This is a genomic window from Methylobacter marinus A45 (genome assembly GCF_000383855.1).
In the GTDB taxonomy this organism is placed as follows: domain Bacteria; phylum Pseudomonadota; class Gammaproteobacteria; order Methylococcales; family Methylomonadaceae; genus Methylobacter; species Methylobacter marinus.
This window is the reverse complement of sequence record NZ_KB912877.1, coordinates 1,726,752-1,751,184: the sequence shown is the minus strand read 5'-3', so window position 1 is coordinate 1,751,184 and position 24,433 is coordinate 1,726,752. Positions and strand designations below refer to the sequence as shown.

Here is a 24,433-nt window from a genome sequence, read left to right as displayed (position 1 = left end):
CGCAATCCCGTCACCCCGAGCCGATCAAGACTTTGCGACTGATCATGCTGTCGGATCGTATTGTCGTTTCAGCCGGGTTTTGGCGCACCAGATCGCGTATCCAACGGTACAATTCCTTGTTCATATCAGCGCAACCTGCGCAGGCGGATTTCCGAGATCAGCTGGTTGCCGCTAAAGCCCGACAGCGCCTCGCCCAGCATTTCAATCGCAATGGCCGTGCGCAGGCGCTGGGGCAGGCTGCAATAGTGCGCGAATACGATGTTCAGCCACAAGTCCGGTTCGATGGCCAGGCCGTGCCGCTGCCAGTAGTGCAGGGCCGACACATTGCGTCCCTGTTCCTGCAAGGCCTGTGCGAACAGCGTTTCGGTGTGTTCCTCATAAAGATCGCGCAGGTAGTCGATATGGCCCGTCTCGGCCTGGCTGACCGGCACTGCGGTGCGGTTCATGTCGGCCAAGGGCGTAGGCCGGGTTTGCCGCTTCAGTTCGTGGACGATATCGACGAACCCGGCCTGCAGGGTGACGCGGGTCGTATCGAGACCGGCTTGCAATTCCAGGCCGGGGCTGCGGTTCAGGATGGCCGGCACGGCCGGTTCATCGGCCCAGTCCAACGGGCTCCATTCGGGATGCTGTTTCAGGAAGCGCGCCATGGCGCGGGTCCGGTTCGCGGTCTGCTCCTGCTGCCGCAATGTGAACAGCAGCGTCTTCATGCGGTCGACGATGCTGGCCAGGCGCTCGACGATGCTTTTGTACTGGTCGACGAAACGGATGATTTTGCGCGACAATTCGGCCGGCGCGGCCCAGTTCAGCCACTCGTAGCAGGCTTCCAGATTGATGCGGTTGAGTTCCTCGACCAGCTGCTGCGCATAGGCCAGCGCCCGCTCGTTTTCGCGGATCTTGCTGGCCAGCGAGTTGACGAAGCCGAACTGGCTGGTGATGGCTGAGAACATGACGCTGATGCTGTTTTCCAGCAGTTCCAGCGATTCGTAGAGCGTGTCGTCGATCTGTTCCAGATGATAGCGGGCCTCGTCCTGTTCGTTACTGTCCAGCGCGGCGCGGTAGGCGGCAATGTCTTCCTCGATGCTGCGGATCATGCGCGCGATGTCGGTATTCTGCCGGTAGCGCGCGTTGCGCAGCAGCAACCGGTCGATCAGGCGCTTGACGTCGGTCGTGAGCCGGTATTCGTCGGCCTGCTCGGACAGGCGCAGGATGCCGGATTTTTTCAGGCTTTCGATGGCGCCGGCGTTTTCGTCGTCGATGAATACGGCGCCCTGGATGTAAGCCTCGGCCAGCAGTTCATCGGAACTGCCGAGCTTTCTGATCAGCGCCGCGACCTGTTCATGATCGAAACTCATTGAAACAGCTCCGCCTGTTCGCCGCTGTCTTCGGATTCATCCAGTTCCAGATCCTCGGCATCGTTCAGAAACGCGATGACCTGATGCAGGTAATCCATCTTGCCGGTCACCAGATAGGTCGTGCCCTGCGGGTTGGGCTTGACCAGATAGCCGCTCTGTTCGAGCTTTTGCAGCACCCACAGCAGTTGTTCGGCGACATTGGTCCTGGCCGTGCGGAAGAACGGCATCTGGGTCAGGCGCGTCATCTGCTCGCACAGCGACGGCTCGGGTTCGATCGCCCTGAGCATCTGGTGCAGGCGGATCTCGTCGCGGGCGCGGACCGGCCGGTCAGAACCCATGGCAGTCATGACCAGGTCCATCCATTCGACGACCGGGCGCAGTTGCGAGCGGATGTCCGAGAAGGCTTCGCGGATCTGGTCGCGATTGGTTTCGTCGATGACGGTGTAGCCGGCATAGAACGCCTCGCCGCCGTCCAGCGTGCACAGCGCCCGGTCCAGCGGCGCGAGGTAATCGGCGATTTTTTGAAAATGGTCCGGGTTGCGCAGGTAGCCGTATTCGTCGGCATACGCCGACGGGCAGATGAATTCGCCGCGCAACAGCGCTTCTACTACGGGCTTAAACATGGGCGGTCTCCCTGTGGGTAATGGGCGCCAGCAGCGCGTCGAGCCTGCTGGCCGGTATCGCGACTTCGTGCAGTTTCTGTCGGTCGATCAGGTAGCGCCGGTCGAACAGGCTCAGCACGTTGCGGTCGGCCGTCGGACTGGCTGAGATGATGCGGATGTTCTGCCTGCTCAGCATGGCCATCATGGCTTCGATGTTCTCCGGCGCCAGATCGCCCAACTCGTCGATCGGCCAGCAGACCACGGTTTCGCTCTCCCTGCGCAGCATGGACGTGACGCCGGTGAAGAACGTGACCAGCGCCAGATAGGACAGGCCCGTGGAGCTGACGTCCTTGAGTTCTTTAGCGTTGCGGGCCTGTTTGGTGTGGCCGTTTTCGGAAATCGTGAATTCGATGTCGAACAGCGACAGATGCCGGATCTTGATGCCTTCGGCCGGCAGCAGCGTGGTCAGCGCCGTCATGGCCTCGATCAGGGAGACCGGTATTTCTCTGTCGCCGGTCAGCTCTGCCTGCTCACGGTAGTGGCCGTAATGGTCGCCGAACTGTTTCAGGGCATGCCAGTAGTCCAGATCGCTCATTTTCGAGCGCACGGTCACGGTGATCTCGCCCAGCGCCTCAAAATGCTTTTCCTGGCTGACGTGTTTCGACAGCAGGGCGCCGGTCGATTTAATGATACTTTCAAAATTGCGCAGATGCCGGTAGAAGGCATCGACGTCTATGGCATGCAGCTCGATCTGCTGGCTGGTCGCCTGCTTGACGTTGGTGACCATCTTCAGTACGTCCTTCAGCGGCTGCTCGATCTCCAGCCCGCCGTGGGCATGCTCTGCCGCGGCTTGCAGCGCCTGATTCCAGGCTTCGGCCAGCTGGCTGCGCTGGTGCGTGTTGAACAGCTGGACGATGGCCTGGCGTCCGTTCAGCAGTTTCTTTTCTAGGCTCCGGCGTTGCTGGACTAAGCTCTGGGCCAGTTTCTGCAAGCTATCGGGCGCGTAATCGGGCAGCGCTTCGCAGATGACTGGCGGATGGTTTTCGAGCTGGCTGATGGTGTTGTCGAGTTGCGCCAGCAGACTCTGTGTTTTCTGCAGCGCCTGCTCCTGCTGGTGGATCAGGCTGTTGAGCCGGTCCTTGCCGGCTTTGAAGTCGCGTTCCATCTGCGCGATTTCATCCTGTAGCAGGGTCAGTTGCTGCTGGCACTCGCCGCGTTGCCGGCACAGTCCGGCGTGCTGTTGCCATTGCTTGTCCAGCCACAGCTGATACTGTTCGGCCTGTTCCTGAAACTTTCTGGCCTGTTTCTCTTTGGTTTTCAATTCTTCCAGCTGGCGGCTCAGGTCAATGATCGTGTCGTCGGCGCCGCTTTCCTTGAGATCGGCCTGCAGGCGGGCCTGGATGCGCTTTTGCTCGGTCTGATAGCCGTCTTTTTCCTGTTTGATCAGGGCCTGTATGGCCTGAAGCCTGTTTTGGGCATCGGATTCGATGATGGCCCGTCGGGCCAGATGCTCCTGATGCAGCTGGGTTTGACCGGCGCGGCTTTCTTCGGCGATGGTTTGAAGATCTCTGTCGCAGCGCTTGATTTCGGCCTGCAGAACGTCGATGGTGTGCTGTATATGGGCGCGCGCTTTTTCGATTTCGGCCTTGGCCTGATGATTCAGCCCCTGCTCCTGCTCGTTCAGCGTTTCCTCCTGCTGGCGCGCGCGTTGCGTATGGTGTTCGGCTTTCTGCTGGTCCTGCCGGCTTTGTTCCAGTGTCGCGGACGCCGCGTTCAGGCTGGCTTCCGTGCGCTCGATGTCAGCTTGGGCCTCCTCGATCTTTTTAAACAGGGCCTGCTCTTCGGCCTGCAGGGCTGCCTTGGTGGTTTCCAGCTCGCGGCCGGCCAGCGCTTCAAGATCCAGGCTGAGTCCGTAAAAGCTGGGCTCGACGCCGGGCATGACGGTTGGGTTCAGGCCCTTGTGCTCCAGCAAGTCGGGCGCGATGACGCGGCCGATGGTCTGCTGCCAGCCCTCGACTTCCTGTTCCAGAAAATGCTGCAGCGAGCCTTCGGCCGGCTGCAGCCGCTTCAGACAGGTTTCATGCTGCTGCTGGTACTGCCGCAGCTGCGCTTTTTTGTTCTTTAACCGGGTTTCGATGTCGTGAAAGGCTTCGCGCGCGGCGTAATAGGCCTTGTCGGCGGCCTGCTGCCCGTCCACGGCCTGCCGGATGGCCTGGCGTATCTCGGCCAGTTCCTGCCGGGTTTTTTCGATCTGCTGGGCCAGCGCTTCGGGCATGGGCACGTGCTGGCGCTCGCTCTGCTTGACGGCGCAATCCGTCGTCAATTGCGACTTTTGCTCTTTGAGCGGCTGTGTGCGGGCCTCGCTGTCCTTGACTAACTGCTCCTTGCGCTGCTGGTACTGGGCTTCGGCTTCCGTCAGTTTTTTCTCTCTGTCCAGCGCTTCCGTGGCGCGCTGGTTTTCGAATGCTTGCAGCTGATGGGTATGTTGGTGCTTTAGTTCCGTCAGCTGGTGTTCGTAAATCGCCTTGATGTCTTTGGTTTTGCTTTCCAGCGCCTCGATTTCCTCATTTTTCAGCGTTTGCTGCTCGAGGTACTGACCGAGCAGCGCGCCCTTGATCGCGAAGGTTTCGGCATCCTGCTGTTCGTACTGCTGCTTTTTGTCTTCCAGCGCATTAATCTGGTAATCAAGATCCTTGATCTGTCCATTCAGCTGCCGCGAGGCCTCGTTTTTGGGTTCCAGCTGTCGGTCAAAATCCAGTTTCAGCTGCTGGAGCTGGGCTTTGGCTTCATTGATCCGCTCAATGCCTTTTTCCTGTTCGGCTTGAGCCGATTTCTGGCTGTTGCGCGCCAGAAAATGGATGTGAGACAGTTCGCTGTGGGTGTCTTTCAGCTTTTCCGCAGCCTGCAGCAGTGCGTCGAAATAATCGCGCCTGGCTTCCAGCGCTCGCGCGGCGTTGATGTCGGCCAGCCAGGCATCGATGTGGCTTTTGCTGAGCTGGAACGGGTTGCGGCGTTGTTCCTGATCGAGCAGGTTCTGGCTGAGCCTGTCGCGCGAGATATCGACCAGCATCTGCTTGATGACTTCGAAATCGCCGATTTTCTCGATCACGGCACCGATGACCTTTTCCATGTGCGTGACCGGCGAGGACGCCATCGAAAACCGCCGCTGCAGCGTGCGAATCCATTTCTTGCCCGAGTTATGGTGATGCTGGATGACGCTGCAGTAGTCGTCGACGCCCATGACGCGGGACGTCTCGACCGGCCCGTTGCGTTTGTACTGCCGTTCGACGGCGGCGCTGTCGCGCGGCAGCTGGTTCTCGTCGACATAGCAGTCGCGGTCGTAAGGCGCGTCGATGAACTTGTAGCGCGCGGTGCGCCCGTCGCTCTGCACCATGACGTGGCAGACCTGCCCGAACGGGCGCTGGTATTCATAGACCAGATAGCTGCTGGCGCGCGGCAGGTAATGGTCGACGAAGCTTTTTTTGCTGCCCGTGCCGGCGACGATGTTGCTGGGCCGCTCGCCCCAGAACAGCTGCATCAGGCGCAGAAAGGTAGTCTTGCCGGCGCCGTTGGTGCCGCTCAGGTTGGTGTGGCCGTCCACGTTCAGCAGCATGGTCTGACCGGCCCAAAAGCTGTCGATCAGGACAATGCTTTTTAGTTGATAGGTTGTCGACATGGGTGTCCTTGAATTATTGAAGCGTAACTGGCTGATAACAATCGGGAAATGAACAATGCGTATGGGGAGAATGCAGTCGTCCGGCTTCGGCCGGTAGCGGGTATAGTCTGAAAATCGTGCTATTTTAGCATTTCCGATGCCTGCATGAACCTCGGATTTAAGCGCGGCGGTTATTGGGTTGGGAGGAACTGCAAGAGCCGGTGTGGGTCTTTGATGTGCCAACTCTATAAAAACAGGCGGCTTCCGTTAGTTTGTGAGCCGCTCAAAATTGTGTTGTTTTATTGAAGGAGTTCACCATGAGCGAAAACATAATCCCCTGCGATCTGCATGACTATATCGAAGTGGCTTGCCTGTATGGCTATGAAGTCAAGCTGAAACTGAAGGACGACCAGGTCCTGACCGGCAAGGCGATCAATGTGGTGACATCCGAGGACAAGCACGAATATCTGATTATCGATAACGGACAGAAGCAACAGGTGGATCTGGCTCAGCTGGAGTACCTGCATGTGTTGACGCCAAACGCCAAATTCCAGGATATCTCATTTCGTGGATATGCCGAAAAACGGCCAGTTTACGGCCCATTGATCCGGCTTTTAGCATCAATGAGCCAGAATGTGGGGTGTGAGAGGGCTCAGGCTACGCGGGCAGCGGTTTAAAACGCGATGTTCTCAATCATTTCCATATCGGCATCATTGAGCTCGAAGTCATAAACTTCCAGGTCCTCTTCCATGTGACGCTGGCTGGTCGTTCCGGTCAGCGGGATCATGCCCCGCTGCATCGCGAACCGGAACACGACCTGCGGCACGGAGCAGCTCAGCCTTTCCGCAATCCGATGAACTTCCGGCCGGCTTAGCTCGGTCGCGTTGGCCGTCAGCAGCGAGAAGCCCTGATAGCGTATGTCATGGGCCTGGCAGAGTTCGCGGATCCTGACATCCCATTGGGTGCGCGCGAAGCACCGGTTCTGTACGAAGGCGGGCATGATCTCGGTTTTGTCGATGAGCAGCTTCAATTGGTCGAAACCGACATTGGAAACGCCGATCAGCTTCACTGAACCGGCTTTCTGCAGTGTCTGCAGGGCCCGCCACACTTCCCAGTCGGCCGCGTTCAGGCCGTGATTCACGGACGGGCCGTGCAGCAGGTACGAGTCCAGATAGGTTGTGTCCAGATGCGTCAGCGAGCTTTCGAATGATTGCATGACCTGCGTGGTGTAGTCCGCTTTCGGATCATAGGGCAGGCGATGATCCTGGCTGTTCAAGTAGGTGAATTTCGATTGCAGGAACAGATCGCCGCGCTCCAGGCCTGTTTCGATCAAGGCATGCCGGGCGCCTTCGCCGACGCCGGCTTCGTAATAGTGCATGCGCTGGTTGGCGGTGTCGATGCCGCGAAAGCCGGCAATGATTGCCTGTTGCGTCAAGGTTTCGGTCTGAGCCTCCTTCCAGGCCGTTCCGTACAGAAGCGTCGGAACCCTGACGCCTCTATGCGTGACATAACGGTTGATCTTGCGGGAACTGTCTGACATGCCGGCCTCCTGATGCTCTGCGCACTGGTTCGTGGATTGGATAGTAACTAAAGAGCGCGGACCGGGCAAGGAGTTCCTGCGGCGCCTTAAAACTTGCGGGACTCGGGCAGGCCTGTGGGGGCAAGTCCGGATTCAGCTCTCGAATGACAGCTTGTTGCCGAACACGCCCTGCCAGTCCTGGGTAAACCGGTCCACGGCCGGCTGGACTGCCGGATGGGCAAACATCTGCGCCGCGACGTCAACCGGCAGCGTGATCGCGGCGACGCCCGCCTTCAACACCTCCACGACCTGTTGGGTGTTCTTGAAACTGGCCGGCAGGATCTTGCTGTCCAGGCCATGCCGGTCGAGCAGCAACTGCAGATCGGCCACGGCGCCGGCGCCATCGGCACCCATGGCATCGATGCGGTTGACGTACGGCGCGAGGTAGTCGGCACCGCACAAGGCCGCCAGAAAGCCTTGCTGCGCGCTGTAAATGGCCGTCGCCAGCACGGGGATGTTGTCGGCTTTCATTTTCCGGATCGCGGCAAGTCCGATTTCCGTTGCCGGAACTTTGACGACGATATCATAAGGCAGCGCACGAATTTGCGCGGCTTCCGCAACCATGTCGTCGACCGTCTGGCTGACCACCTGGACATGAAACCGGGTATAAGGGCCGATGATCATCGACACGGCGGGTAACAGTTGACTCAGCCCTGTATCTGCCTGGGCCAGTATCGACGGATTTGTGGTTATGCCTTTCACGGGCAGGCAGGCGCTAAACCGCGCCACTTGCCCGACATCGGCCGTATCGAGATACAATTCAATCATTTTTTTTCATCCTGCTTGGTTCGAATGGGAATTCTAACGGAGGTTTTCCGGGAAGGGAAAATAATCGGGCTAACGCGAGGCAAATTGCCAGGCAATTGCGTAATGTTGGCTTTCCAACAGATTTTCTGATGGCCGTTTTCGCCCGCCGCCGGCCTGAACAGGGCCGGTCTTGAACTGTTTTTAAGATTAATTTAAGGTTAGCCGGGCTAGAATTCGCCCATCTTCACAAAAATCATTGTTTTATGAATAAACTCATTCGAGTCGTTTCTTTTTTTGTTCTATGCGCTTTTTTCACTCAGCCATTTTCGGCGGCTGAAGCCATTGAACGCCGCGCGGCGACCGCCGTTTCCAAACACAAGGCGGTAAAAAACCGTAAAGCCGGCCACATCACCCCATCGGCAAGAGAAGCCAGGCGCAGCATGGTTTCATGGTACGGCGCCGATTTTCACGGCAAAAGAACCGCCAGCGGCCAAAAATTCGACATGTATGCCATGACCGCCGCGCATAAAACATTGCCCCTGTTATCCTACGCCAAAGTCACCAACCCCAAGAATAACCGCAGCGTTATTGTGCGCATCAATGACAGAGGCGCTTTCCCCGGCAAAAGGGAGATGGATTTGTCCTATGCGGCCGCCAAAAAACTCGGCATTCACAATCAAGGCATCGGCTCTGTGGTCATCACGCCGATAAGCCGCGATCAAGCCTTGGCGGAAATGCGCCATGGCGGCAAGGCGGATAAGCGCGGTTAGATTGTGATCAAAGTTTAAAGTTGTGGCCGACCGGAGGGGGCGGTGTTTGTACCCGCCTCATAACCTGATTATGAGTTTTAATACCAATCGCGTAACACGAAAATTAAAAATATCTGAACACGCTGCAGCACCCGTATAATCCAGTCTGGCGATGACTTCTTCGTTCGCAAGCGTTATAAGGTCCGTGTAAAACACCGATTAAACCTGTATGATGATGAAACTTGGAAAGTATCTGCTTTTCAAATATTTATTTCCGGACCTCTATCCGGCAATTACATCAAAGGTTTTAAATATTATGAATATCATCAAAAAAACAGCACTGACTTTCATTGTCGCGATTTTCCTCGGTACAAGCAGCGTTACCGTTTTCGCCGAAGAAGCGGCGACGGAAGAAGTGACAACGGAAGAAGCAACCAGTAGTTCAGCGGCGAGCATCAATGAAACTATTGCGCATGTTGAAAAAGCGTTAGAAGCGGTAAACGCAAGCGATTTTGCTGCCGCCCATTTACATTTAAAATCAGCGCGTGCCTCTTCCGATAATATTGTCGGGGATGACGCCGTCGTAAAAAAGGCCAATGGAAGCGTTATTCAAGGACAAATACAATCCAAACGCGGTAATGTCAAAAAAGCAGCTGACGAATTAAATAAGGCGTTAGAGTTGTATAAATCGCTGTTATAAGGATGCCTTTAAAGCTCAAGGCCAGACTTGGTCTTGATGTCTTTTGATATTTCTTTAACTTAAAGCTTCGGAGTTCAAGAAATAGATATTGCCTGTAAATCATGGACAGCTAACCGTCAGATCGGTAAAAAATGAACTCCGAAGCTTTAATAATGGCTACAGGGTGCAACGCGCGGGTTAGGCTGAAACTGCGGTGCAGCCCAACCAATCCAGGCATTAAGGAGCGCAACACTACGTTGAGCCGGAAATTCAATACCGGATTAAAAACGCGCCGATCTTTGAAATCCGCATATTCCTGGCTGTAATTTTTGATTTTGTTCTGGGCCGAGTCCATCTCAGGGTAAATAATCGCTTAATGCTAAGCCGCCCCTCCCTCTATCCGACCTGGCCTATTGCGCATATCATCGTCATGTCCATTTGGGCTAGAATAGCCCCTCTTGCCATCCCACGAGGTTATTGCCATGTCTGAAGCCTTAACGATTCTGTCTCCTGTCAAGCTTGGCCCTTACGACTTGCCTAATCGGCTGGTCATGGCGCCATTGACGCGTTGCCGTGCCGACAGCGGCGGCGTTCCCAACGCGTTGATGGTGGAATATTACCGGCAGCGTGCCGGTGCCGGCCTGATCATCAGCGAAGGCGCGCCGGTTTCGCCGCAAGGCAAGGGCTATCCGTACACGCCCGGCATTTATAACGATGCCCAGATTCAGGGCTGGCAGGCCATTACTTCGGCCGTGCATGAACGCGGCGGCCGTATTTTCCTGCAATTGTGGCATGTCGGGCGCATTTCCCACCCGGCGCTGCAGCCGGATGGCGCGCTGCCGGTCGCGCCGTCGGCGCTGAAGCCGGCCGGGCAGGTATTGACCGAGCAAGGACTGTTCGATTTTGTCACGCCGCGCGCGCTGGAACTGGCGGAAATACCGATGATCATCGAGCAGTTCCGCCATGCCGCCGATTGCGCCCGTCAGGCCGGATTCGACGGCGTGGAAATCCACGGCGCCAACGGCTATCTGCTCGACCAGTTCCTGCGCGACGGCACGAACCGGCGCACCGATGCCTACGGCGGCGCCACCGCCAACCGTGCGCGCCTGCTGCTTGAGGTTGTCGAAGCCGTCGCGTCGGTCTGGGGTTCCGATAAGGTCGGCGTGCGGCTGTCGCCGCTGCAGCCGTTCAACGATATTCGCGACAGCGACCCCCAGGCCACTTTCGGCTATGTGGCCGAACAGCTGAATCGCTTCAACCTGGCCTACCTGCATATCACGGAGATGGGCAAGGAGGCGCCCGGTGCGGCAGGCCCCGCGTTTAACCTCGATGAATTGAGACCGTTATATAACGGCACCTATATCACCAACGCCGGTTACACGGCTGAAACGGCGACGGCGGCGATTGCCGAAAACCGTGCCGACCTGGTCGCTTTCGGCAAGCTGTTCATCGCCAATCCGGATCTGCCCGAGCGCTTCGCCAGAAACGCGCCGCTGAACGAGCTCGATGCCGACACGTTTTACCAGGGCGGGACGCAAGGCTATACCGACTATCCTTTCTTGTCCGACTGAAATACAGGATGGAACCGAGCCCGACAGTTCCTGCCCCGATGGCGCGGCACTGAACAGTAATCAAGCCGGAGGCATCAAATCCAGGGCATTGGCCGCAGATCTTCGAGCGGCTGGGCAAGCAGTTCCCGGGTCCCCGCATCGGCTTTGGCGAACCCGGCACCGTCAGGGAGTCGAAAAAAGATGAATATATCTCCGCCATTATTCAAAATCGATCGGCATCAGGCCTTGGTTTTCGCTTTTCCCACAAAACGGTCGATGGCGTCAGGGACAAGTTTTTCCGCAAACCCGGCAAAAAACGACATGACCAGCAATTTGGAAAAATCCTGAAGGCTGTCCATTTGCAGACAGGCAAAAAAACCGGTGATGTTATGGGTGCATTCGCGTTCAGGGTCCTTTGTGACCTTGGGCAGCACACTATCGAGAATCTGGGCGTTAAAGAGAAGTTTTAGCGTTTCGGATTCCCATAAGACCACAAACAGCAGGGCAAAAAGCGCGCCGGAAAAAAGCGCGGCGAGGCCGTCGAAATAGCTGCTGCGAAGCTGCAGGAACGCCATATACATTTCGCTTTGAATGCGCAGCACCGCCATGCGCCGCTGAAAGCTGATATAGGCGCCGAAGGCGCCGAAGCAGATGACGGAAAACACTAAAAAATAGGCGCTATACGGATTGGCCGGGTCGGGATTATTGGCGCCGGGGCCGGAGATCGCCAGCAGATGGGCCAGAATCGCGACAAACACATAGGTTACCAGCAGGCTGGCCCGCGATCTGATCTTGTGACCTTTAGTCGCTACCGCATAGGTCCAGTAAAGCTGATGGGTCAGATAAATAGCCTGCTCACGCAACACATCATCGCCCGGATTGTTGTCGCCAAGCTCCGCCACCGCTTGCTCGTAGGCAAGATAACGGTCGGTGTCCGTGATTGATCTGAACTGGACGCGCAAATGCTGTTCCTTCAAGACCAGATTGGACTTTTTGAGTTGTTTGATGATGGCAATCTCGAGCAGGCACAGATCGTCCCAGCCGATATATTCATTGGCCTTATAGGCTTTGATCATCCTGCCGATTTCCGATGGCGAATTCTCATTTTCGGTCCCGCCGCTGACGTAATACTCGGACAGGAGATGCCTGAACTTGCTGCTGCGGTAGCTGAATATCGACGGCCCCCATATGCCGATAAACAGCCATCTCGCGACCGCAGACAGCTTTTTAAAGGCAGTCTTTAATTCTTCATTCATTTCTATATCCCCCCACAAAAATTTATAGTTATAACTGATGCTACGCAGACAATTGACTCAGGCGCCGGCAGGGGCGGACTCGGTTAAAAACTTCCTCCGCCATTCCTTCAGGCTAAGGCCGTCCTTGTGGGAGCGATGCCTTTATGCCCTTCGGGTATACATCGCGACTTGCCGGGTGGTATTGAATCGCGATGTAGGCATCGCTCCCACTACTGCGGTTGCCCCCATTTAAAAACCCGGCCGGTCAGCCCATGTTCGAAGCTGCGGACGGCATGAGCCTCTGCCTGTGCGTAACGTCAGGTTATAAGCCAGGCAAGAGCGGCGCAAGAGTGCGGTCGCATGCGAGGATCGCTTGAATCCCGTCGGATCAATGGCTTTCCTGAGTGCCTGGCAATTGATTCTAGTACTTAGGTAGGTGCGGATTTATTTATGCCCTATGGGTACTTGTGCCCTAGAGGGTATCCGCACAGTGCAAATAAATTCGCACCTACAGTTTAAACGTCATAATTAAATTGGCTAAGTACTGGTACTGTACCGTTTATAGGCCAGACGCGGCCCGTTGACAATAAAAATATGCAGCCGGATTTTTCCGGCATCAAGATGCGTCACTGGCGCCGTCTGAAAGCCGCGCGGTACCCGATTGCGGTATAACCCCGCGGAATACCGAACCGGTCGGGACCGGCATTTTCCGCCCAAACCGGGCCTGAGATAGGGCCTTAATAGTTGTCGGATTTGTTGCGGAGGGCTGGCGCCAGGGGCGGGCATTTTTCATTGACAATATGGGACACCCTAGGTAGTATCCGGAAAAGTCTAACAGCTCACCTGATAATTTTAGTTGAAGGTCAAAAAAATTGAATGTTAGGAAGATTAATTGTGCTGCTGCCTGCGCCGCGCCCGGTTACTTGATGGCCTGTCGCGGTTCCGGGCCCGCTTCCAAAGCGCCTGGCACGATTAAAATACCCGTCGCCATGCCCGTGTTTCGGGCGCTTCATACACCGATCCCTCCTGGGCGCGTACGCAGGGATTCAGGATCATTCCCGTTTGGAGTGAAATCGTGGTAATGCTGTTTCGCCTTTTTTTCATACCGGTTACACTTACTCCGTTCCAAGTGGCTTTTTTGCCGATTCAATGCTTTGGTGTTTTTAAGCTTCGGTCCATCCGCTATTTTGATCAAACGTTAAAAAATGGATCCGGCGATATGTATGATGAGTTTCAGGCCGCGTCCATGCTGTATCCTGCTTAGTTTTTATCAACAATTCTTTCCATTGACCTTAAAAATTTGCCACCTATGCGTTATTTTCAACTTTCTATTTTTTTCACCATCGTCTGCCTGATCGCGGCCTTTATTTTCGGCGGTATCGAGGGCGCGGTTCTGGCGTTGATTCTGGGGGTGCTGGAAGTCAGCCTGTCTTTCGATAATGCCGTCGTTAACGCCTCTGTTTTAAAACGCATGTCGCCTGTCTGGCAGCAGCGTTTTCTTACCTGGGGGATTATCGTCGCCGTGTTCGGTATGCGGTTGCTGTTTCCGATTCTGATCGTCGCGTTCGCGACCGGCCTGAGTTTGTCCTCGGTCACCGATATGGCGCTTAGCGAGCCCGATCAATACGCTAAATACTTACAGGACGCGCATGCCTTTATCGCCGCCTTCGGCGGGACTTTCCTGCTGCTGGTGTCGTTCTCTTTTCTGTTTGACGAGGCGCGCGAAACTTACTGGCTGGGCCGGCTGGAGAAAAAAGTCCAGGAGCTTGGCAAAATCGATGCCGTGGCCTCTACATTATCGTTGCTGTTATTACTGGTGACTTATGCGATTGTTGAAGAACCGCATCAGCATGATGTGCTGTTCGGCGGCGTCTGGGGCATTTTCCTGTACGGGCTGGTCAGCAGTCTGGACCGGTTTTTCCAGGTCGAGACCGAAGACGAGGATGCGGCTGTCGCGGATACCATCAAACAGGGCGGCGTCATGGCGTTTTTGTACCTCGAACTGCTGGATGCCTCTTTTTCCTTTGACGGCGTGATCGGCGCCTTCGCGATTACCCGCGACATCGTGATCATCATGCTGGGTCTGGGTATCGGCGCCATGTTCGTCCGTTCGCTGACCGTGTTTCTGGTCAACAAGGGCACGCTGGACGAGTATGTGTTCCTGGAGCATGGCGCCCATTACGCGATAGGGGCTTTGGCGCTGATAATGTTGATCAGCACCCACACGCCGATTCCGGAAGTGTTTACCGGCTTGATCGGCGCGGCATTCATTGCCCTGTCTGTTTTATCCTCGATTCGCTTTAAGAAAAAAGAAGCGGCGAATTCCTCTTCATAAAGTACTACAGGAGATTACGCGATGGCTATTTCATTGAGTAAAGGCGGCAACATCAGCTTAAGTAAAACCGATCCGCAGTTGAAGAACATGCTGGTCGGTTTGAGCTGGGATGCCAGATCGACCGATGGATTGGATTTCGATCTCGATGCCAGTGTGTTCATGGTCAAGGACGACAACAAGGTCCGCGGCGATCACGACTTCATTTTTTATAATCAGCTCAAGTCGACCTGCGGCTCCGTCGAGCATACCGGCGATAACCGCACCGGCGAGGGCGACGGCGATGACGAGGTGATCAAAGTGGTCCTGGACAAGGTGCCGCAAGACATTACCAAAATCGTCGTGGCGGTGACCATCCATGATGCCGATGCCAGGCGCCAGAATTTCGGGCAGGTGCACAATGCCGCGATCCGGCTGGTCAACCAGGATACCAATAATGAGGTGACCCGCTATGATTTGAGCGAGGACGCCTCCATCGAAACCGCGATGATCTTCGGCGAAATCTACCGGCATAACAACGAGTGGAAGTTCAGGGCCGTCGGCCAGGGCTATTCCGGCGGCTTGAAGGCGCTGGCCATCCAGCATGGCATTCAGCTTTAAATCTTAATTTCAGAGTGTTCCAAAGAACATATAACGACAACAACGTAATAAGGAGACAATCATGGCTGTATCATTATCCAAGGGCGGCAACGTCAATCTGAGCAAGGAAGCCCCCGGGCTCAATAAAATACAGGTCGGCCTGGGCTGGGACGCGCGCGTGACCGACGGCGCGGCGTTCGATCTCGACGCCAGCTGCTTTCTGGTAAAAGCCGACGGCAAAGTCAGAAGCGATGCCGACTTCTGTTTCTACAACAATAAAAACGTGGCCGACGGCGCCGTGGTTCACATGGGCGACAACCAGACTGGCGACGCGGAAGGCGATGACGAAACCGTCAAGGTCGAGCTTTCAAAAGTACCGGCGGACGTCGACAAAGTAGTGTTTTCGGTCACGATTCACGAAGCCGACACGCGCAATCAAAACTTCGGCCAGGTTTCCAAGGCCTATATTCGCATCGTCAATGAAGAAAACGGCACTGAAATCGCCCGTTTCGACTTGAGCGAGGACGCCTCCATCGAAACCGCGATGATCTTCGGCGAAATCTACCGCCATGGCACGGACTGGAAGTTCAAGGCCGTAGGCCAGGGCTTCGCGGGCGGCCTGGGCCCTCTGGCTTCATCGTTCGGCGTCAACGTCTAATACTGCCGGGGAAAGCTTATGCAGATCCGTAAAGGCCAAAGGCTGCCTTTAGCGCAGCTATTGCCCGAAAACCTGCCCGACGGATCATTTCAGATTCAGGTGGGCATGACCGGGTTGACAACCGAAGTCGATTTTTCCTGCTTCGGCGTCGATGGCGATCAGAAATTAGCCGATGATCGCTACATGACCTTTTTCAACCAGCCGAAAACGCCTTGCGGATCTGTCTCGATTTCCCTCATGAACAACCGGATAAACGGTTTTTACTGCACGTTGTCGTCCTTGCCGGCTTCGATAGACCGGCTCGTGATTACCGCCACTATCGACGGCTCGGAGACCATGAGCCGCGTGCAGTCAGGTTTTCTGAGACTGGTCGCGGCAGACCGCCCGGTGGCGGAATTCGCTTTCGAGGGCAAGGATTTCCACAATGAAAAAGCGCTGATTCTGGGCGAGTTCTACCGAAAGGACGGCGCTTGGCGGTTTTGCGCGACCGGCCAGGGCTTCGACGGCGGCTTGCCGGCGCTGGTCAGGCATTTCGGCGGCGAAGTCGCCGATGAGCTGCCAACCGATGTAGCCCCCGCCAGATTATCACTGGAAAAAAAAGTGGCCGAGGCCGCGCCTCAGCTTGTCGACCTTGCCAAAAAAGCCTCGATTTCGCTTGAGAAAAAACGCCTGACGGATGTCGTCGCCCGGGTCGGGTTGGTGCTCGATGCATCCGGATCGATGACCGGCCAATACCGGCGCGGCCGCGTTCAGGAGGTGGTCAACCGGATATTGCCGCTGGCCGTCCATTTCGACGACGACGGTGAACTCGACGTATGGGCTTTTTCGGCGAAACCGCTGGCTTTGCCCGCCGCCACGCTGAGCAATTACGCCGATTACATCGACACGGTAAACGGCGGCTGGCGCAAATGGCGGATGCTTTCGTACAACAATGAGCCCGAAGTGATCAAGGAGGTGCTGGCGCATTACAAGGATACGGCTATGCCGGTGTTCATCATTTTTATCAGTGACGGCGGCGTGGACCAGAATGCGAAAATCAAAAAACTGCTGACCGAGGCTTCAGCGCAGCTGATTTTCTGGCAGTTTGTCGGCATTGGCGGGCGCAATTACGGCATTCTTGAAAAACTCGACACGATGTCCGGCCGGACGGTCGACAATTGCGGATTTTTCGCCCTGGATGATCTCGACAGCCTATCGGAACAGGAACTCTACGACCGTCTGCTTCAGGAACTTCCATCATGGTTCGCCGAGGCGAAAAGTAAAGGCATCATCAATTAATTATCAATTCACACAGGATTTACCAATGGCAATTTCGTTACAAAAAGGTCAAAAAATATCCCTGGACAAGGAATCCGGGCAGGCGCTCACCAAAGTGATCATGGGGCTGGGCTGGGATGCGGCGAAAAAAGGCGGCATGTTGGGCGGTCTTTTCGGCGGCGGTGGCGGTTCAGTCGATCTCGATGCCTCGTGCATCCTGTTCGGCGAGGATAACAAGGTTGCCGATACGGTCTGGTTCCGGCAGCTGAAAAGCCGCGACGGCAGCATCGTGCATACCGGCGACAATACCACCGGCGCCGGCGACGGCGATGACGAGCAGATCATCGTTGACTTGTCGAAAGTGCCGGCCAACATCAAGTCCCTGGTCTTTACCGTCAACTCCTTTACCGGCCAGACCTTTGACGCGGTTGAAAATGCCTACTGCCGCATGGTCAATGCCGCCAATCAAAGCGAAATCGCCCGCTATACGCTGACGACCCAGGGCGCGCACACGGCGCAAATCATGGCTAAAGTCTACCGGCACAATAATGAATGGAAAATGCATGCCATCGGCGAAGCGTCCAATGGTCGCACGTTTGAACAACTGGTTCCGGCCATTATTCCCTACCTGTAAGCGGCTTATTCATGCGCAGTCGGTTTCATAAAACCTTTTCGTCCTTTCATGCCGCGTTAGAAAATCTCCGTCCGATCTCCCGGAGGCCGGCATGACGCGGGCTTTCGCGCATGCCGCGGACGGCGTGCAGGCGAATGCGGCAACCGGGGCGACGCCAGCGGATTCGGCCGGCGCAGCCCGGCACCGGCTCGTCGAGCTCAGAACCGGCGAGCTGCATATCACGACCGAACCCGGCCGGGTGCCGCTGCACCGGTTGCTGGGGTTTGCCTCGCGCATTAACAGCAAACGCGGCTTTTTACTGGTCAGCAAAGTCCTGGGCAAGCATTATCCCGTGTCGCCGCGAACCATGGCCTGGTCTTACCGCGCCCTGGCCAGAAGCCTGTCTGCCGGTAACGATTTTTCGGCGCCCTCGCTTTGGGTAGGCATGGCCGAAACGGCGACCGGTTTGGGCTATGGCGTGTTCGAGGCGGCTTACGCACTGGGCGTGCGCGATGCGTTGTTCATGCAGACGACGCGCTATCACCTGGCCGGCGGCGACCGGCTTGAATTTACCGAGGATCACAGCCACGCCACCGATTTTTTCCTTTATTATCCAGGGCATGAAAAAGACCGGACGAAGTTTCTGGGCGCCCGGCAACTGGTGCTGATCGATGACGAAATCAGCACCGGCGCGACGTTTGCCCGCCTGATAGCGGCCTACCGTGCCGTCAATCCGCGCCTGGAAAAAGTCATCATCGTCAGTCTGGTCAATTTCGCCTCGCCCGAGCACCGGCACCGCCTTGAAGCGTCGGCCGGCATCCCGGTGCAATGGGTCAATCTGTTGGCCGGACAATTGCGTTTCGAGCCTGTCGATACGAACCCGGAGCAATTTCGCGATCAAACCATCAATGTCGCCGGCAACGGCTTGTGCAAGCGCGATCTGCTGGCCTGGCCCGGCCGGCTGGGTATGGGCCGGCCGGTGCGTTTTTCCGATTTGAATATTGCCGGCTTGCTGGCTTTTTTGCCCGACGGCGCGGACAGCCGGCCGATTCTCGTGCTTGGCACAGGCGAGTGCAATCCGCCGGCCTATCTGCTGGGGCGCTCACTTGAGCGACTCGGTTATCGCGTGACGGTTCAGGCCACGACACGCTCGCCCATTTTTCCGGAAGGCGCCATCAAGTCAAGACTGCGGTTTACCGACAACTACCAGGATGATATCGATAATTTCCTTTACAACGTTAATCCGGGCGATTTTCGCCTGATCGTGTTTTGCCACGAAACCCCGCTAGTGCCGGGCAATACGCCTGACGGCCTTGATTTTGTCGGCCTCATCAAACAGCTGAATGCCGTCAGCGCGCGATTTTCCTGTCAGGACAATAACAATAATGCAGAGTTTCATTTTTATCGACCTTGACGATACGCTGTTTCAATCGCTGCGCAAGTGCGGGCAGTCGATTGACCCGCGCATGCTAAAGCCGCGCGCCTATCTCAGGGACGGCTCGGTGATCTCGTACGCCACGCCCAAGCAGCAACGGCTGTGGCAGTGGCTTTCCGGCGGCGGCCGCATGATTCCGGTCACGGCGCGAAATTTCGATGCCTTTTCCAGGGTCGACCTGCCGTTTACCGAGGAAGCGGTGCTGAACCATGGCGCCGTCATCCTGGACAAAAACCGCCGCCTCGACCCGGAGTGGCAAAGCCGCATGGCCGATATGCTGCCGCCCTATCACCGCGACCTGCTGGACCTGTGGGAGCAGGTGCAATGCCATGCGCGCCACGAGCCGGCGCTGAAACCGCGATTGATCGAGGATTTCGGCGTCACCTGGTATGGCGTCGTCAAGCACGCGGCGGCGGACGAGGACGCGCTGGACAAGCTGCTGAACGCGGTGATCAGGCCGCATGAAGCGGTTTTATCGGGCCGGCTTTACTACCATTTCAACGGCAACAACCTGGCCGTCATTCCCGACGTGATAGGGAAGGCCAACGCGGTCAGTTTTCTGAAGGAACGGTATGCGCGCCTGCATGGGCCGATATTGACGATCGGCATGGGCGACAGCAAGACCGACATACCGTTCATGTCACTTTGTGATTACGCCATGATTCCCAAAACATCACAGTTAGGAGGGCTTTTTCACCATGTCTGATTATTTCTCGGGCAGCTATCCGTCCAAGGATGTGCGCTTTTTGCTCAAGCCGATCCATGTCGAAAACACGCCGGTTCATGTCAAGGAAGCCCTGATTCAGGCCGGCAAAAAGCATTATTCGCAGATGCTTACCCATGAAAAACGGCCTTCCCGGGACTATCTGGACCTGTTCCGGCGCGCGCTCGCCGACAATCAGGCGCGGGTGGCCAAACACACGCTGATCCTGGCCAAACGGATCATCGAGACGCGCGGCAACGGCGTCACCCTGGTGTCCCTGGTGCGCGCGGGCACTCCGGTCGGGGTGTTATTGAAGCGCGTGCTCGCGCGGTATTTCGATGTCGATGCCGAGCATTATTCGATTTCGATCATCCGCGACATCGGCATCGACGAAAATGCGCTGCATCATATTCTTGAGCATCATGCCCCGGAGTCCATCGTGTTTATCGACGGCTGGACCGGCAAGGGCGTTATTTCAAGCCAGCTGGAAACCAGCCTGCGGCGTTTCAAGGAAAAATACCGGATTGAGATTCCGGCCGAGCTTTATGTGCTGTCCGATCTGGCCGGCACCGCCTCGGTATCGGCATCGACGGAAGACTATCTGATTCCGTCCAGTATTCTTAACGCGACCGTGTCGGGACTGGTCAGCCGGTCGGTGATCGACAAAAAGCAATTGCGCGAGACGGACTATCACGGCTGTCATTTCTATCGGGATTATTCCGACGCCGATATTTCCAAGGGATTCGTCGACTCGATCATGCGCGTTGCCGACGACATCATGACGCAGCCGGCCTCGCCGCATTTCGATCCCGAGTTGCGCCTGTCCGGCGAGAGGCTGCCCAAACAGGTGCTGCGGGAACGGTCCCGGCAGTTTCTGGCCTGGGTCCGCGACAGCTTCGGCATTGCCGACCAGAATCTGATTAAACCCGGCATCGGCGAGTCGACCCGGGTGCTCCTGAGGCGGGAAGCGAATTTATTGCTGGTGAGAAAGCGCGAGGATCCCGCCGTCAAACACCTGCTTTATCTTGCCGAGACAAAAAACATAGCGATCAGGATCTGCCCGGATCTGCCTTATCGGTCGGTCGCTTTAATTAAGGAACTGACATGACAATAACAAGACGGTCCTTTCAGCCGCATTTGACGGAAAAGCCTTCGGGCTGGGCGCTGGGGGCGCCTTTATACGTGCCGGCCATGCATCCCGACCTGCTGAAAATCGCCAACGCGGAGAAGATTGCGTTTATCAGAACCATGATTATCTGCACCGAGGATGCGGTCGCCGAGAAGGATGTCGAGCTGTCGCTTCGGCAGCTGGGCAATTTTTTGCCGCTCATCAGTTCGATTGCCAGTAAACGCCGGTTTATCCGGCCCAGAAATCCGCAGGTACTGAAACGCATTCTGGATTTGCCGGGCATCGATAAAATCGATGGCTTTGTGTTGCCCAAGTTTAACGAGGCCAACCGCGACCAGTACCTGGAGGCGTTGCGGGGGACCCGGTTCCTGATCATGCCGACCCTGGAAACGGCGGACGTTTTCGACCCCTGCGCCATGCGCGAGCTGGCCGTGTCGCTGTCCGAGGATGCCATGAAAGCCCGGATAATCCTGATCCGGATCGGCGGCAACGATTTGCTGAATCTGTTGGGACTGCGCCGTCCCCGGGGCATGACCCTGTACGAAACGCCGTTGTCTGGCGTTATTTCCCAACTGGTAACGACTTACAAGCCGCTGGGCTTTTCGCTTTCTGCACCCGTGTACGAATACCTGGACGATAACGCGACGCTGGAGCGGGAGATCCGCCTGGACATGGCCCATGGCCTGGTCGGCAAAACCGCGATTCATCCCGAGCAGATACCGATGATAGAAAGGCATTACGCGGTGTCCCGCCAGGACCATGAAATGGCCTTGTCCATTCTGAACCGCGATATGCCGGCGGTGTTCAGGATGCATGATGCCATGTGCGAGGTCTCCACCCATTCAAACTGGGCGCGGCAGATTCTGCAGCGCTATCATTGTTATGGGCAGGATCAGAGCGCCACGGATGTCAGCTACCTGTCGCCCACTTCCTCTTATGCCTGATTTCTAAAACATCGATGGATTAGCCATGAACGCGCGCAAAGACCTCGTCTCCGGACAAAATATCACCCTGGCGCATCATGACCTGCATGTCATGATTATCCCCGCGCAAATGCCCCCCGACCTGGCGCTGGACACCAGCGCCTTTCTGTTGAACGACAAGGAAAAGGTGGGCTCGGACAACGATTTCGTGTTTTTCAACCAGCCCTCAAGGCTTGACCAGGGCGTCGAACTGGACTGCGCCAACCATAAGCTGACGCTGCATCTGGACCGCGTGGGGCCGCAGATCCATAAAATCGTCTTCACCTCGACGATTTTCCAGGGCAACCTCAAAGGTCTGGCGTTCAAGGACGTGAAAAAAATCACCGTGCTGGTCAAGGATTTTCTCTCCGGCATCGAACTGATCTCGTTCGCGCTGGATACCTCGGCATTTTCGGAAACGGCGCTGATCTTCGCGGAACTGTACCGGCACCAGGGCAACTGGAAATTCCGGGCCATCGGCGCGGGCTTTGTGGGCGGGCTGGAGCCTTTGGCCAGACACTACGGCGTCGATGTCGGGGAAGGCGAGAGCGCCGCGCCGGCCGTGCCGCCGATTTCATCCGAGCCGTCGCCCAGGCCGATCAACCTGAGCAAGGTGACGCTGGAGAAAAAAGGCCAGTCCATTTCCCTGGATAAAAAGCCGCAGGGCCAGCTGGGCAAAATCCACGTCAATCTGAACTGGAATGCCGTGCCGGTCAAATCCCCTGGATTTTTCTCCCGCGCCAAAGGCGGCATCGACCTCGACCTGGGCTGCCTGTTCGAGCTACAGGACGGTTCGATCGGCGGCATCCAGGCCTTGGGCGACAGCTTTGGAAATTTTCACCGGCTGCCGTATATCGAGCTGGACCAGGATGACCGCAGCGGCGCGTCGATAGCCGGCGAGAACCTTGCCATCAATGGCGATTACTGGCACCTGTTCCGGCGCGTGCTGGTGTTTGCCTTCATCTACGAAGGCATCCCGAACTGGTCGCATGCCGATGCCGTGATTACCATAAAAAACAGCGGGCAGGCCGATATCGAAGTCAGGCTGGACAGCCATCGCAACGACCAGATGATGTGCGCCATCGCCATGCTGGAGAATATCGACAACCAGGTGGTGATCACCAAGCTAGTCGACTATTTCAACGGCCACCAGCCCATGGATGTCGCTTACGGCTGGGGATTGAATTATAAACCCGGATCCAAATAACCCATTTTTTAACAGAAGGAAAAATAGTATGAGTTTTGAAAGTTTCTTAACCTCACTCAAAAACAAAGCCTCGGAACTGAAAACCGAGGCGCTGAAATTCAAAAACAAGGACTTTTTGAACGCCACCATGGCCGGTTCCGCTTTGATCGCCATGGCGGACGGCGTGATCAGTCCCGATGAAAAGCAGAAAATGATCAAATTCATCGAAGCGCATGACGCGCTTTCGGTCTTTACCACGATTGACGTTGTCAACGCCTTCCAGACCTACGTCGGCCAGTTGCAGTTCGACAAGGATATCGGGGAAGCCAAGGCCTTCGAGGCGCTGAAAAAAATGGAAAGCAACGCCGCGGCGGCGCGACTGATTATGAGAATGGTGATCAGCATCGCCGGATCGGATGGCGATTTTGACGACTATGAGAAACGGATGGCCGTCAGGATAGCGAAAGAACTGTCACTCGATCCCGTTGAATTTGAATTGCTGTAGCCGCCTGAGTGGCCATGAAAAAAAGGTCTGCCCGGCAGGTAGCCGCTGAGAAGCGCTATGATTTAAAGCGCAAACATCAGCCCCGGCTGCCTGCGGCCAGGCTCAATGAGGAAGAAAACCATCTGGCTACCCAAGTCTTTCAATTATTCAACGGCAGCAAAAAAGAAGCGCTTCTTGAAGGATTAAGGCTGCTGTTTATATCGATGACCGGCGCCAAACCGAAAAAGTAGCGCAAGCCAAAAACGTCACCAACGATTGCATGTGTAAAAGTCTGGATTTGATTTGCCATCAATGAAATCAAATTCAGACTGGTGTTGGTATTTTTTGAAGATTAAAAATGAAAGGCTGCTATGTGCCATTTCCAGCCTGTCGATAAGTATTTTCGAATGCAGCTATAAGTCACAAATTGTCCGCTCAACGCCGCAGCTCACCGGCGCCGAGCGAGCGCAGCGAAAGGTGTTCGAGTGGAGCCGCTTGTTAGAGCGCGATACGCCTTGCATTCAGCGTCTCGGTGTTGAACTCCCAGAGCTCAACGTCATCTGGGATGAAATGTCCGTGAAGACGGGCATAGTATTCAGCGAACGTTTCGGAAGTTCTGACTCCCTTCTTGCCCGTGGCTGAGACAAAGACCATCTTTTTGTAATCTGGCGGCGCGCTATGAAAGTACATCATCGCCTCATTCAGAGTTGCGATTTTCGCGCTCGGATTATTACTTCCCGCGGTCCAGTCGTATGCTTTGCACTCGATGAGGATCTTCTCGTTTCCGAAATCAAACCTATGCTTCTTCTTCCTGGCGCCAAGGCCAACGCTGGTCGGGTATTCCGGCTCAACGTGGTAGCCATTGCGAGAGAGGTATTCGCCCACCAAGCGGGCGAATGCGTCACCACGGTGTTTGTTACTCATGCTTTCGCGCTCTAACGTCAAAC

Annotated in this window: 23 protein-coding genes; 16 read left to right on the top strand and 7 right to left on the bottom strand. The window is 56.0% G+C overall.

Features of this window, described 5'->3' with window-relative positions; all coding sequences use genetic code 11:
- Nucleotides 1-125 precede the first annotated feature (125 nt).
- From METMA_RS0108000 to METMA_RS0107990, 3 genes are read right to left on the bottom strand one after another with little or no spacing between them, the layout of a single operon-like run.
- Nucleotides 126-1,352 (bottom strand): hypothetical protein, encoded by a 1,227-nt coding sequence (locus tag METMA_RS0108000; RefSeq protein WP_020158558.1) that lies wholly within the window; start codon nt 1,350-1,352, stop codon nt 126-128.
- Nucleotides 1,349-1,975, bottom strand: coding sequence for a condensin complex protein MksE (locus METMA_RS0107995; protein WP_020158557.1), 627 nt, complete (start codon nt 1,973-1,975; stop codon nt 1,349-1,351). Before METMA_RS0107995 ends, METMA_RS0108000 begins: the two co-directional genes overlap by 4 nt.
- Nucleotides 1,968-5,630: an ATP-binding protein gene (locus tag METMA_RS0107990; protein WP_020158556.1), complete on the bottom strand. Its 3,663-nt coding sequence runs from the start codon at nt 5,628-5,630 to the stop codon at nt 1,968-1,970. The genes METMA_RS0107995 and METMA_RS0107990 overlap by 8 nt, the downstream gene beginning before the upstream one ends.
- Nucleotides 5,631-5,926: 296 nt before the next feature.
- On the opposite strand from METMA_RS0107990, the gene METMA_RS24280 reads away from it, so the two are divergent.
- Nucleotides 5,927-6,286 carry a Rho-binding antiterminator gene (locus METMA_RS24280; protein WP_020158555.1) on the top strand — a complete coding sequence of 120 codons (360 nt, stop codon included), beginning with the start codon at nt 5,927-5,929 and terminating at the stop codon, nt 6,284-6,286.
- On the opposite strand, the gene METMA_RS0107980 is transcribed toward METMA_RS24280, so the two are convergent.
- Together METMA_RS0107980 and METMA_RS0107975 are read right to left on the bottom strand one after the other, a co-directional pair.
- Nucleotides 6,283-7,149, bottom strand: a complete 867-nt coding sequence (locus METMA_RS0107980; protein ID WP_020158554.1) for an aldo/keto reductase family protein — start codon at nt 7,147-7,149, stop codon at nt 6,283-6,285. The genes METMA_RS24280 and METMA_RS0107980 overlap by 4 nt on opposite strands.
- 132 nt (nt 7,150-7,281) lie before the next feature.
- On the bottom strand, nt 7,282-7,956 hold the full coding sequence (locus METMA_RS0107975) for a fructose-6-phosphate aldolase (RefSeq protein WP_020158553.1): 675 nt from the start codon (nt 7,954-7,956) through the stop codon (nt 7,282-7,284).
- 242 nt (nt 7,957-8,198) lie between these two features.
- On the opposite strand from METMA_RS0107975, the gene METMA_RS28020 reads away from it, so the two are divergent.
- The 3 genes from METMA_RS28020 to METMA_RS0107955 all read left to right on the top strand — a co-directional run bounded on the left by METMA_RS28020 (nt 8,199) and on the right by METMA_RS0107955 (nt 10,934).
- Nucleotides 8,199-8,705: a septal ring lytic transglycosylase RlpA family protein gene (locus METMA_RS28020; protein WP_020158552.1), complete on the top strand. Its 507-nt coding sequence runs from the start codon at nt 8,199-8,201 to the stop codon at nt 8,703-8,705.
- Between the two features lie 208 nt (nt 8,706-8,913).
- Nucleotides 8,914-9,384 carry a hypothetical protein gene (locus METMA_RS0107965; protein ID WP_020158551.1) on the top strand — a complete coding sequence of 157 codons (471 nt, stop codon included), beginning with the start codon at nt 8,914-8,916 and terminating at the stop codon, nt 9,382-9,384.
- Between the two features lie 461 nt (nt 9,385-9,845).
- Nucleotides 9,846-10,934 (top strand): alkene reductase, encoded by a 1,089-nt coding sequence (locus tag METMA_RS0107955; RefSeq protein ID WP_020158549.1) that lies wholly within the window; start codon nt 9,846-9,848, stop codon nt 10,932-10,934.
- Between the two features lie 218 nt (nt 10,935-11,152).
- On the opposite strand, the gene METMA_RS0107950 is transcribed toward METMA_RS0107955, so the two are convergent.
- Nucleotides 11,153-12,169: a hypothetical protein gene (locus METMA_RS0107950; RefSeq protein WP_020158548.1), complete on the bottom strand. Its 1,017-nt coding sequence runs from the start codon at nt 12,167-12,169 to the stop codon at nt 11,153-11,155.
- A 1,288-nt stretch (nt 12,170-13,457) separates the two neighbouring features.
- Between METMA_RS0107950 and METMA_RS0107940 the strand changes: the two genes are divergently transcribed.
- From METMA_RS0107940 to METMA_RS0107885, 12 genes are all read left to right on the top strand, one after another.
- Complete coding sequence (locus tag METMA_RS0107940) at nt 13,458-14,483, top strand: DUF475 domain-containing protein (protein ID WP_020158546.1); 1,026 nt, start codon at nt 13,458-13,460, stop codon at nt 14,481-14,483.
- A gap of 21 nt (nt 14,484-14,504) precedes the next feature.
- Nucleotides 14,505-15,080 (top strand): TerD family protein, encoded by a 576-nt coding sequence (locus METMA_RS0107935; RefSeq protein WP_020158545.1) that lies wholly within the window; start codon nt 14,505-14,507, stop codon nt 15,078-15,080.
- Nucleotides 15,081-15,141: 61 nt separating this feature from the next.
- Nucleotides 15,142-15,717 carry a TerD family protein gene (locus METMA_RS0107930; RefSeq protein WP_020158544.1) on the top strand — a complete coding sequence of 192 codons (576 nt, stop codon included), beginning with the start codon at nt 15,142-15,144 and terminating at the stop codon, nt 15,715-15,717.
- A gap of 18 nt (nt 15,718-15,735) precedes the next feature.
- A complete protein-coding gene (locus tag METMA_RS0107925; RefSeq protein ID WP_020158543.1) occupies nt 15,736-16,995 on the top strand; it encodes a VWA domain-containing protein in 1,260 nt (419 codons plus the stop codon).
- Between the two features lie 25 nt (nt 16,996-17,020).
- Nucleotides 17,021-17,608 (top strand): TerD family protein, encoded by a 588-nt coding sequence (locus METMA_RS0107920; protein WP_020158542.1) that lies wholly within the window; start codon nt 17,021-17,023, stop codon nt 17,606-17,608.
- 91 nt (nt 17,609-17,699) lie between these two features.
- Complete coding sequence (locus METMA_RS0107915) at nt 17,700-19,001, top strand: phosphoribosyltransferase domain-containing protein (protein WP_020158541.1); 1,302 nt, start codon at nt 17,700-17,702, stop codon at nt 18,999-19,001.
- Entirely contained in the window at nt 18,973-19,728 is a 756-nt protein-coding gene (locus METMA_RS0107910; RefSeq protein ID WP_020158540.1) for a hypothetical protein, read from the top strand. The genes METMA_RS0107915 and METMA_RS0107910 overlap by 29 nt, the downstream gene beginning before the upstream one ends.
- The gene (locus METMA_RS0107905; protein ID WP_020158539.1) at nt 19,721-20,833 is read left to right on the top strand and encodes a cysteine protease StiP family protein; all 1,113 of its coding nucleotides are present in this window, start codon (nt 19,721-19,723) and stop codon (nt 20,831-20,833) included. Before METMA_RS0107910 ends, METMA_RS0107905 begins: the two co-directional genes overlap by 8 nt.
- Nucleotides 20,830-21,798, top strand: a complete 969-nt coding sequence (locus tag METMA_RS0107900) for an HpcH/HpaI aldolase/citrate lyase family protein (RefSeq protein ID WP_020158538.1) — start codon at nt 20,830-20,832, stop codon at nt 21,796-21,798. Before METMA_RS0107905 ends, METMA_RS0107900 begins: the two co-directional genes overlap by 4 nt.
- A 25-nt stretch (nt 21,799-21,823) precedes the next feature.
- A complete protein-coding gene (locus METMA_RS0107895; protein ID WP_020158537.1) occupies nt 21,824-23,023 on the top strand; it encodes a TerD family protein in 1,200 nt (399 codons plus the stop codon).
- A gap of 28 nt (nt 23,024-23,051) precedes the next feature.
- The gene (locus METMA_RS0107890) at nt 23,052-23,507 is read left to right on the top strand and encodes a tellurite resistance TerB family protein (RefSeq protein WP_020158536.1); all 456 of its coding nucleotides are present in this window, start codon (nt 23,052-23,054) and stop codon (nt 23,505-23,507) included.
- Between the two features lie 14 nt (nt 23,508-23,521).
- A complete protein-coding gene (locus METMA_RS0107885) occupies nt 23,522-23,737 on the top strand; it encodes a hypothetical protein (protein ID WP_020158535.1) in 216 nt (71 codons plus the stop codon).
- 247 nt (nt 23,738-23,984) lie between these two features.
- Here METMA_RS0107885 and METMA_RS0107880 read toward each other — a convergent pair whose 3' ends face one another.
- Nucleotides 23,985-24,410 (bottom strand): restriction endonuclease, encoded by a 426-nt coding sequence (locus METMA_RS0107880; protein ID WP_020158534.1) that lies wholly within the window; start codon nt 24,408-24,410, stop codon nt 23,985-23,987.
- Nucleotides 24,411-24,433 lie beyond the last annotated feature (23 nt).

What these genes read in the sequence shown, in the direction of transcription:
- METMA_RS28020 (WP_020158552.1), top strand. Translation starts at nt 8,199, where the DNA reads ATGAATAAACTCATTCGAGTCGTTTCTTTTTTTGTTCTATGCGCTTTT.
- METMA_RS0107975 (WP_020158553.1), bottom strand. Translation starts at nt 7,956, where the DNA reads ATGATTGAATTGTATCTCGATACGGCCGATGTCGGGCAAGTGGCGCGG.
- METMA_RS0107925 (WP_020158543.1), top strand. Translation starts at nt 15,736, where the DNA reads ATGCAGATCCGTAAAGGCCAAAGGCTGCCTTTAGCGCAGCTATTGCCC.
- METMA_RS0107905 (WP_020158539.1), top strand. Translation starts at nt 19,721, where the DNA reads ATGTCTGATTATTTCTCGGGCAGCTATCCGTCCAAGGATGTGCGCTTT.
- METMA_RS0107930 (WP_020158544.1), top strand. Translation starts at nt 15,142, where the DNA reads ATGGCTGTATCATTATCCAAGGGCGGCAACGTCAATCTGAGCAAGGAA.
- METMA_RS0107910 (WP_020158540.1), top strand. Translation starts at nt 18,973, where the DNA reads ATGCAGAGTTTCATTTTTATCGACCTTGACGATACGCTGTTTCAATCG.
- METMA_RS0107900 (WP_020158538.1), top strand. Translation starts at nt 20,830, where the DNA reads ATGACAATAACAAGACGGTCCTTTCAGCCGCATTTGACGGAAAAGCCT.
- METMA_RS0107980 (WP_020158554.1), bottom strand. Translation starts at nt 7,149, where the DNA reads ATGTCAGACAGTTCCCGCAAGATCAACCGTTATGTCACGCATAGAGGC.
- METMA_RS0107940 (WP_020158546.1), top strand. Translation starts at nt 13,458, where the DNA reads ATGCGTTATTTTCAACTTTCTATTTTTTTCACCATCGTCTGCCTGATC.
- METMA_RS0107955 (WP_020158549.1), top strand. Translation starts at nt 9,846, where the DNA reads ATGTCTGAAGCCTTAACGATTCTGTCTCCTGTCAAGCTTGGCCCTTAC.
- METMA_RS24280 (WP_020158555.1), top strand. Translation starts at nt 5,927, where the DNA reads ATGAGCGAAAACATAATCCCCTGCGATCTGCATGACTATATCGAAGTG.
- METMA_RS0107965 (WP_020158551.1), top strand. Translation starts at nt 8,914, where the DNA reads ATGATGATGAAACTTGGAAAGTATCTGCTTTTCAAATATTTATTTCCG.
- METMA_RS0107890 (WP_020158536.1), top strand. Translation starts at nt 23,052, where the DNA reads ATGAGTTTTGAAAGTTTCTTAACCTCACTCAAAAACAAAGCCTCGGAA.
- METMA_RS0107990 (WP_020158556.1), bottom strand. Translation starts at nt 5,630, where the DNA reads ATGTCGACAACCTATCAACTAAAAAGCATTGTCCTGATCGACAGCTTT.
- METMA_RS0107880 (WP_020158534.1), bottom strand. Translation starts at nt 24,410, where the DNA reads ATGAGTAACAAACACCGTGGTGACGCATTCGCCCGCTTGGTGGGCGAA.
- METMA_RS0107885 (WP_020158535.1), top strand. Translation starts at nt 23,522, where the DNA reads ATGAAAAAAAGGTCTGCCCGGCAGGTAGCCGCTGAGAAGCGCTATGAT.
- METMA_RS0107920 (WP_020158542.1), top strand. Translation starts at nt 17,021, where the DNA reads ATGGCAATTTCGTTACAAAAAGGTCAAAAAATATCCCTGGACAAGGAA.
- METMA_RS0107950 (WP_020158548.1), bottom strand. Translation starts at nt 12,169, where the DNA reads ATGAATGAAGAATTAAAGACTGCCTTTAAAAAGCTGTCTGCGGTCGCG.
- METMA_RS0107995 (WP_020158557.1), bottom strand. Translation starts at nt 1,975, where the DNA reads ATGTTTAAGCCCGTAGTAGAAGCGCTGTTGCGCGGCGAATTCATCTGC.
- METMA_RS0107935 (WP_020158545.1), top strand. Translation starts at nt 14,505, where the DNA reads ATGGCTATTTCATTGAGTAAAGGCGGCAACATCAGCTTAAGTAAAACC.
- METMA_RS0107915 (WP_020158541.1), top strand. Translation starts at nt 17,700, where the DNA reads ATGACGCGGGCTTTCGCGCATGCCGCGGACGGCGTGCAGGCGAATGCG.
- METMA_RS0107895 (WP_020158537.1), top strand. Translation starts at nt 21,824, where the DNA reads ATGAACGCGCGCAAAGACCTCGTCTCCGGACAAAATATCACCCTGGCG.
- METMA_RS0108000 (WP_020158558.1), bottom strand. Translation starts at nt 1,352, where the DNA reads ATGAGTTTCGATCATGAACAGGTCGCGGCGCTGATCAGAAAGCTCGGC.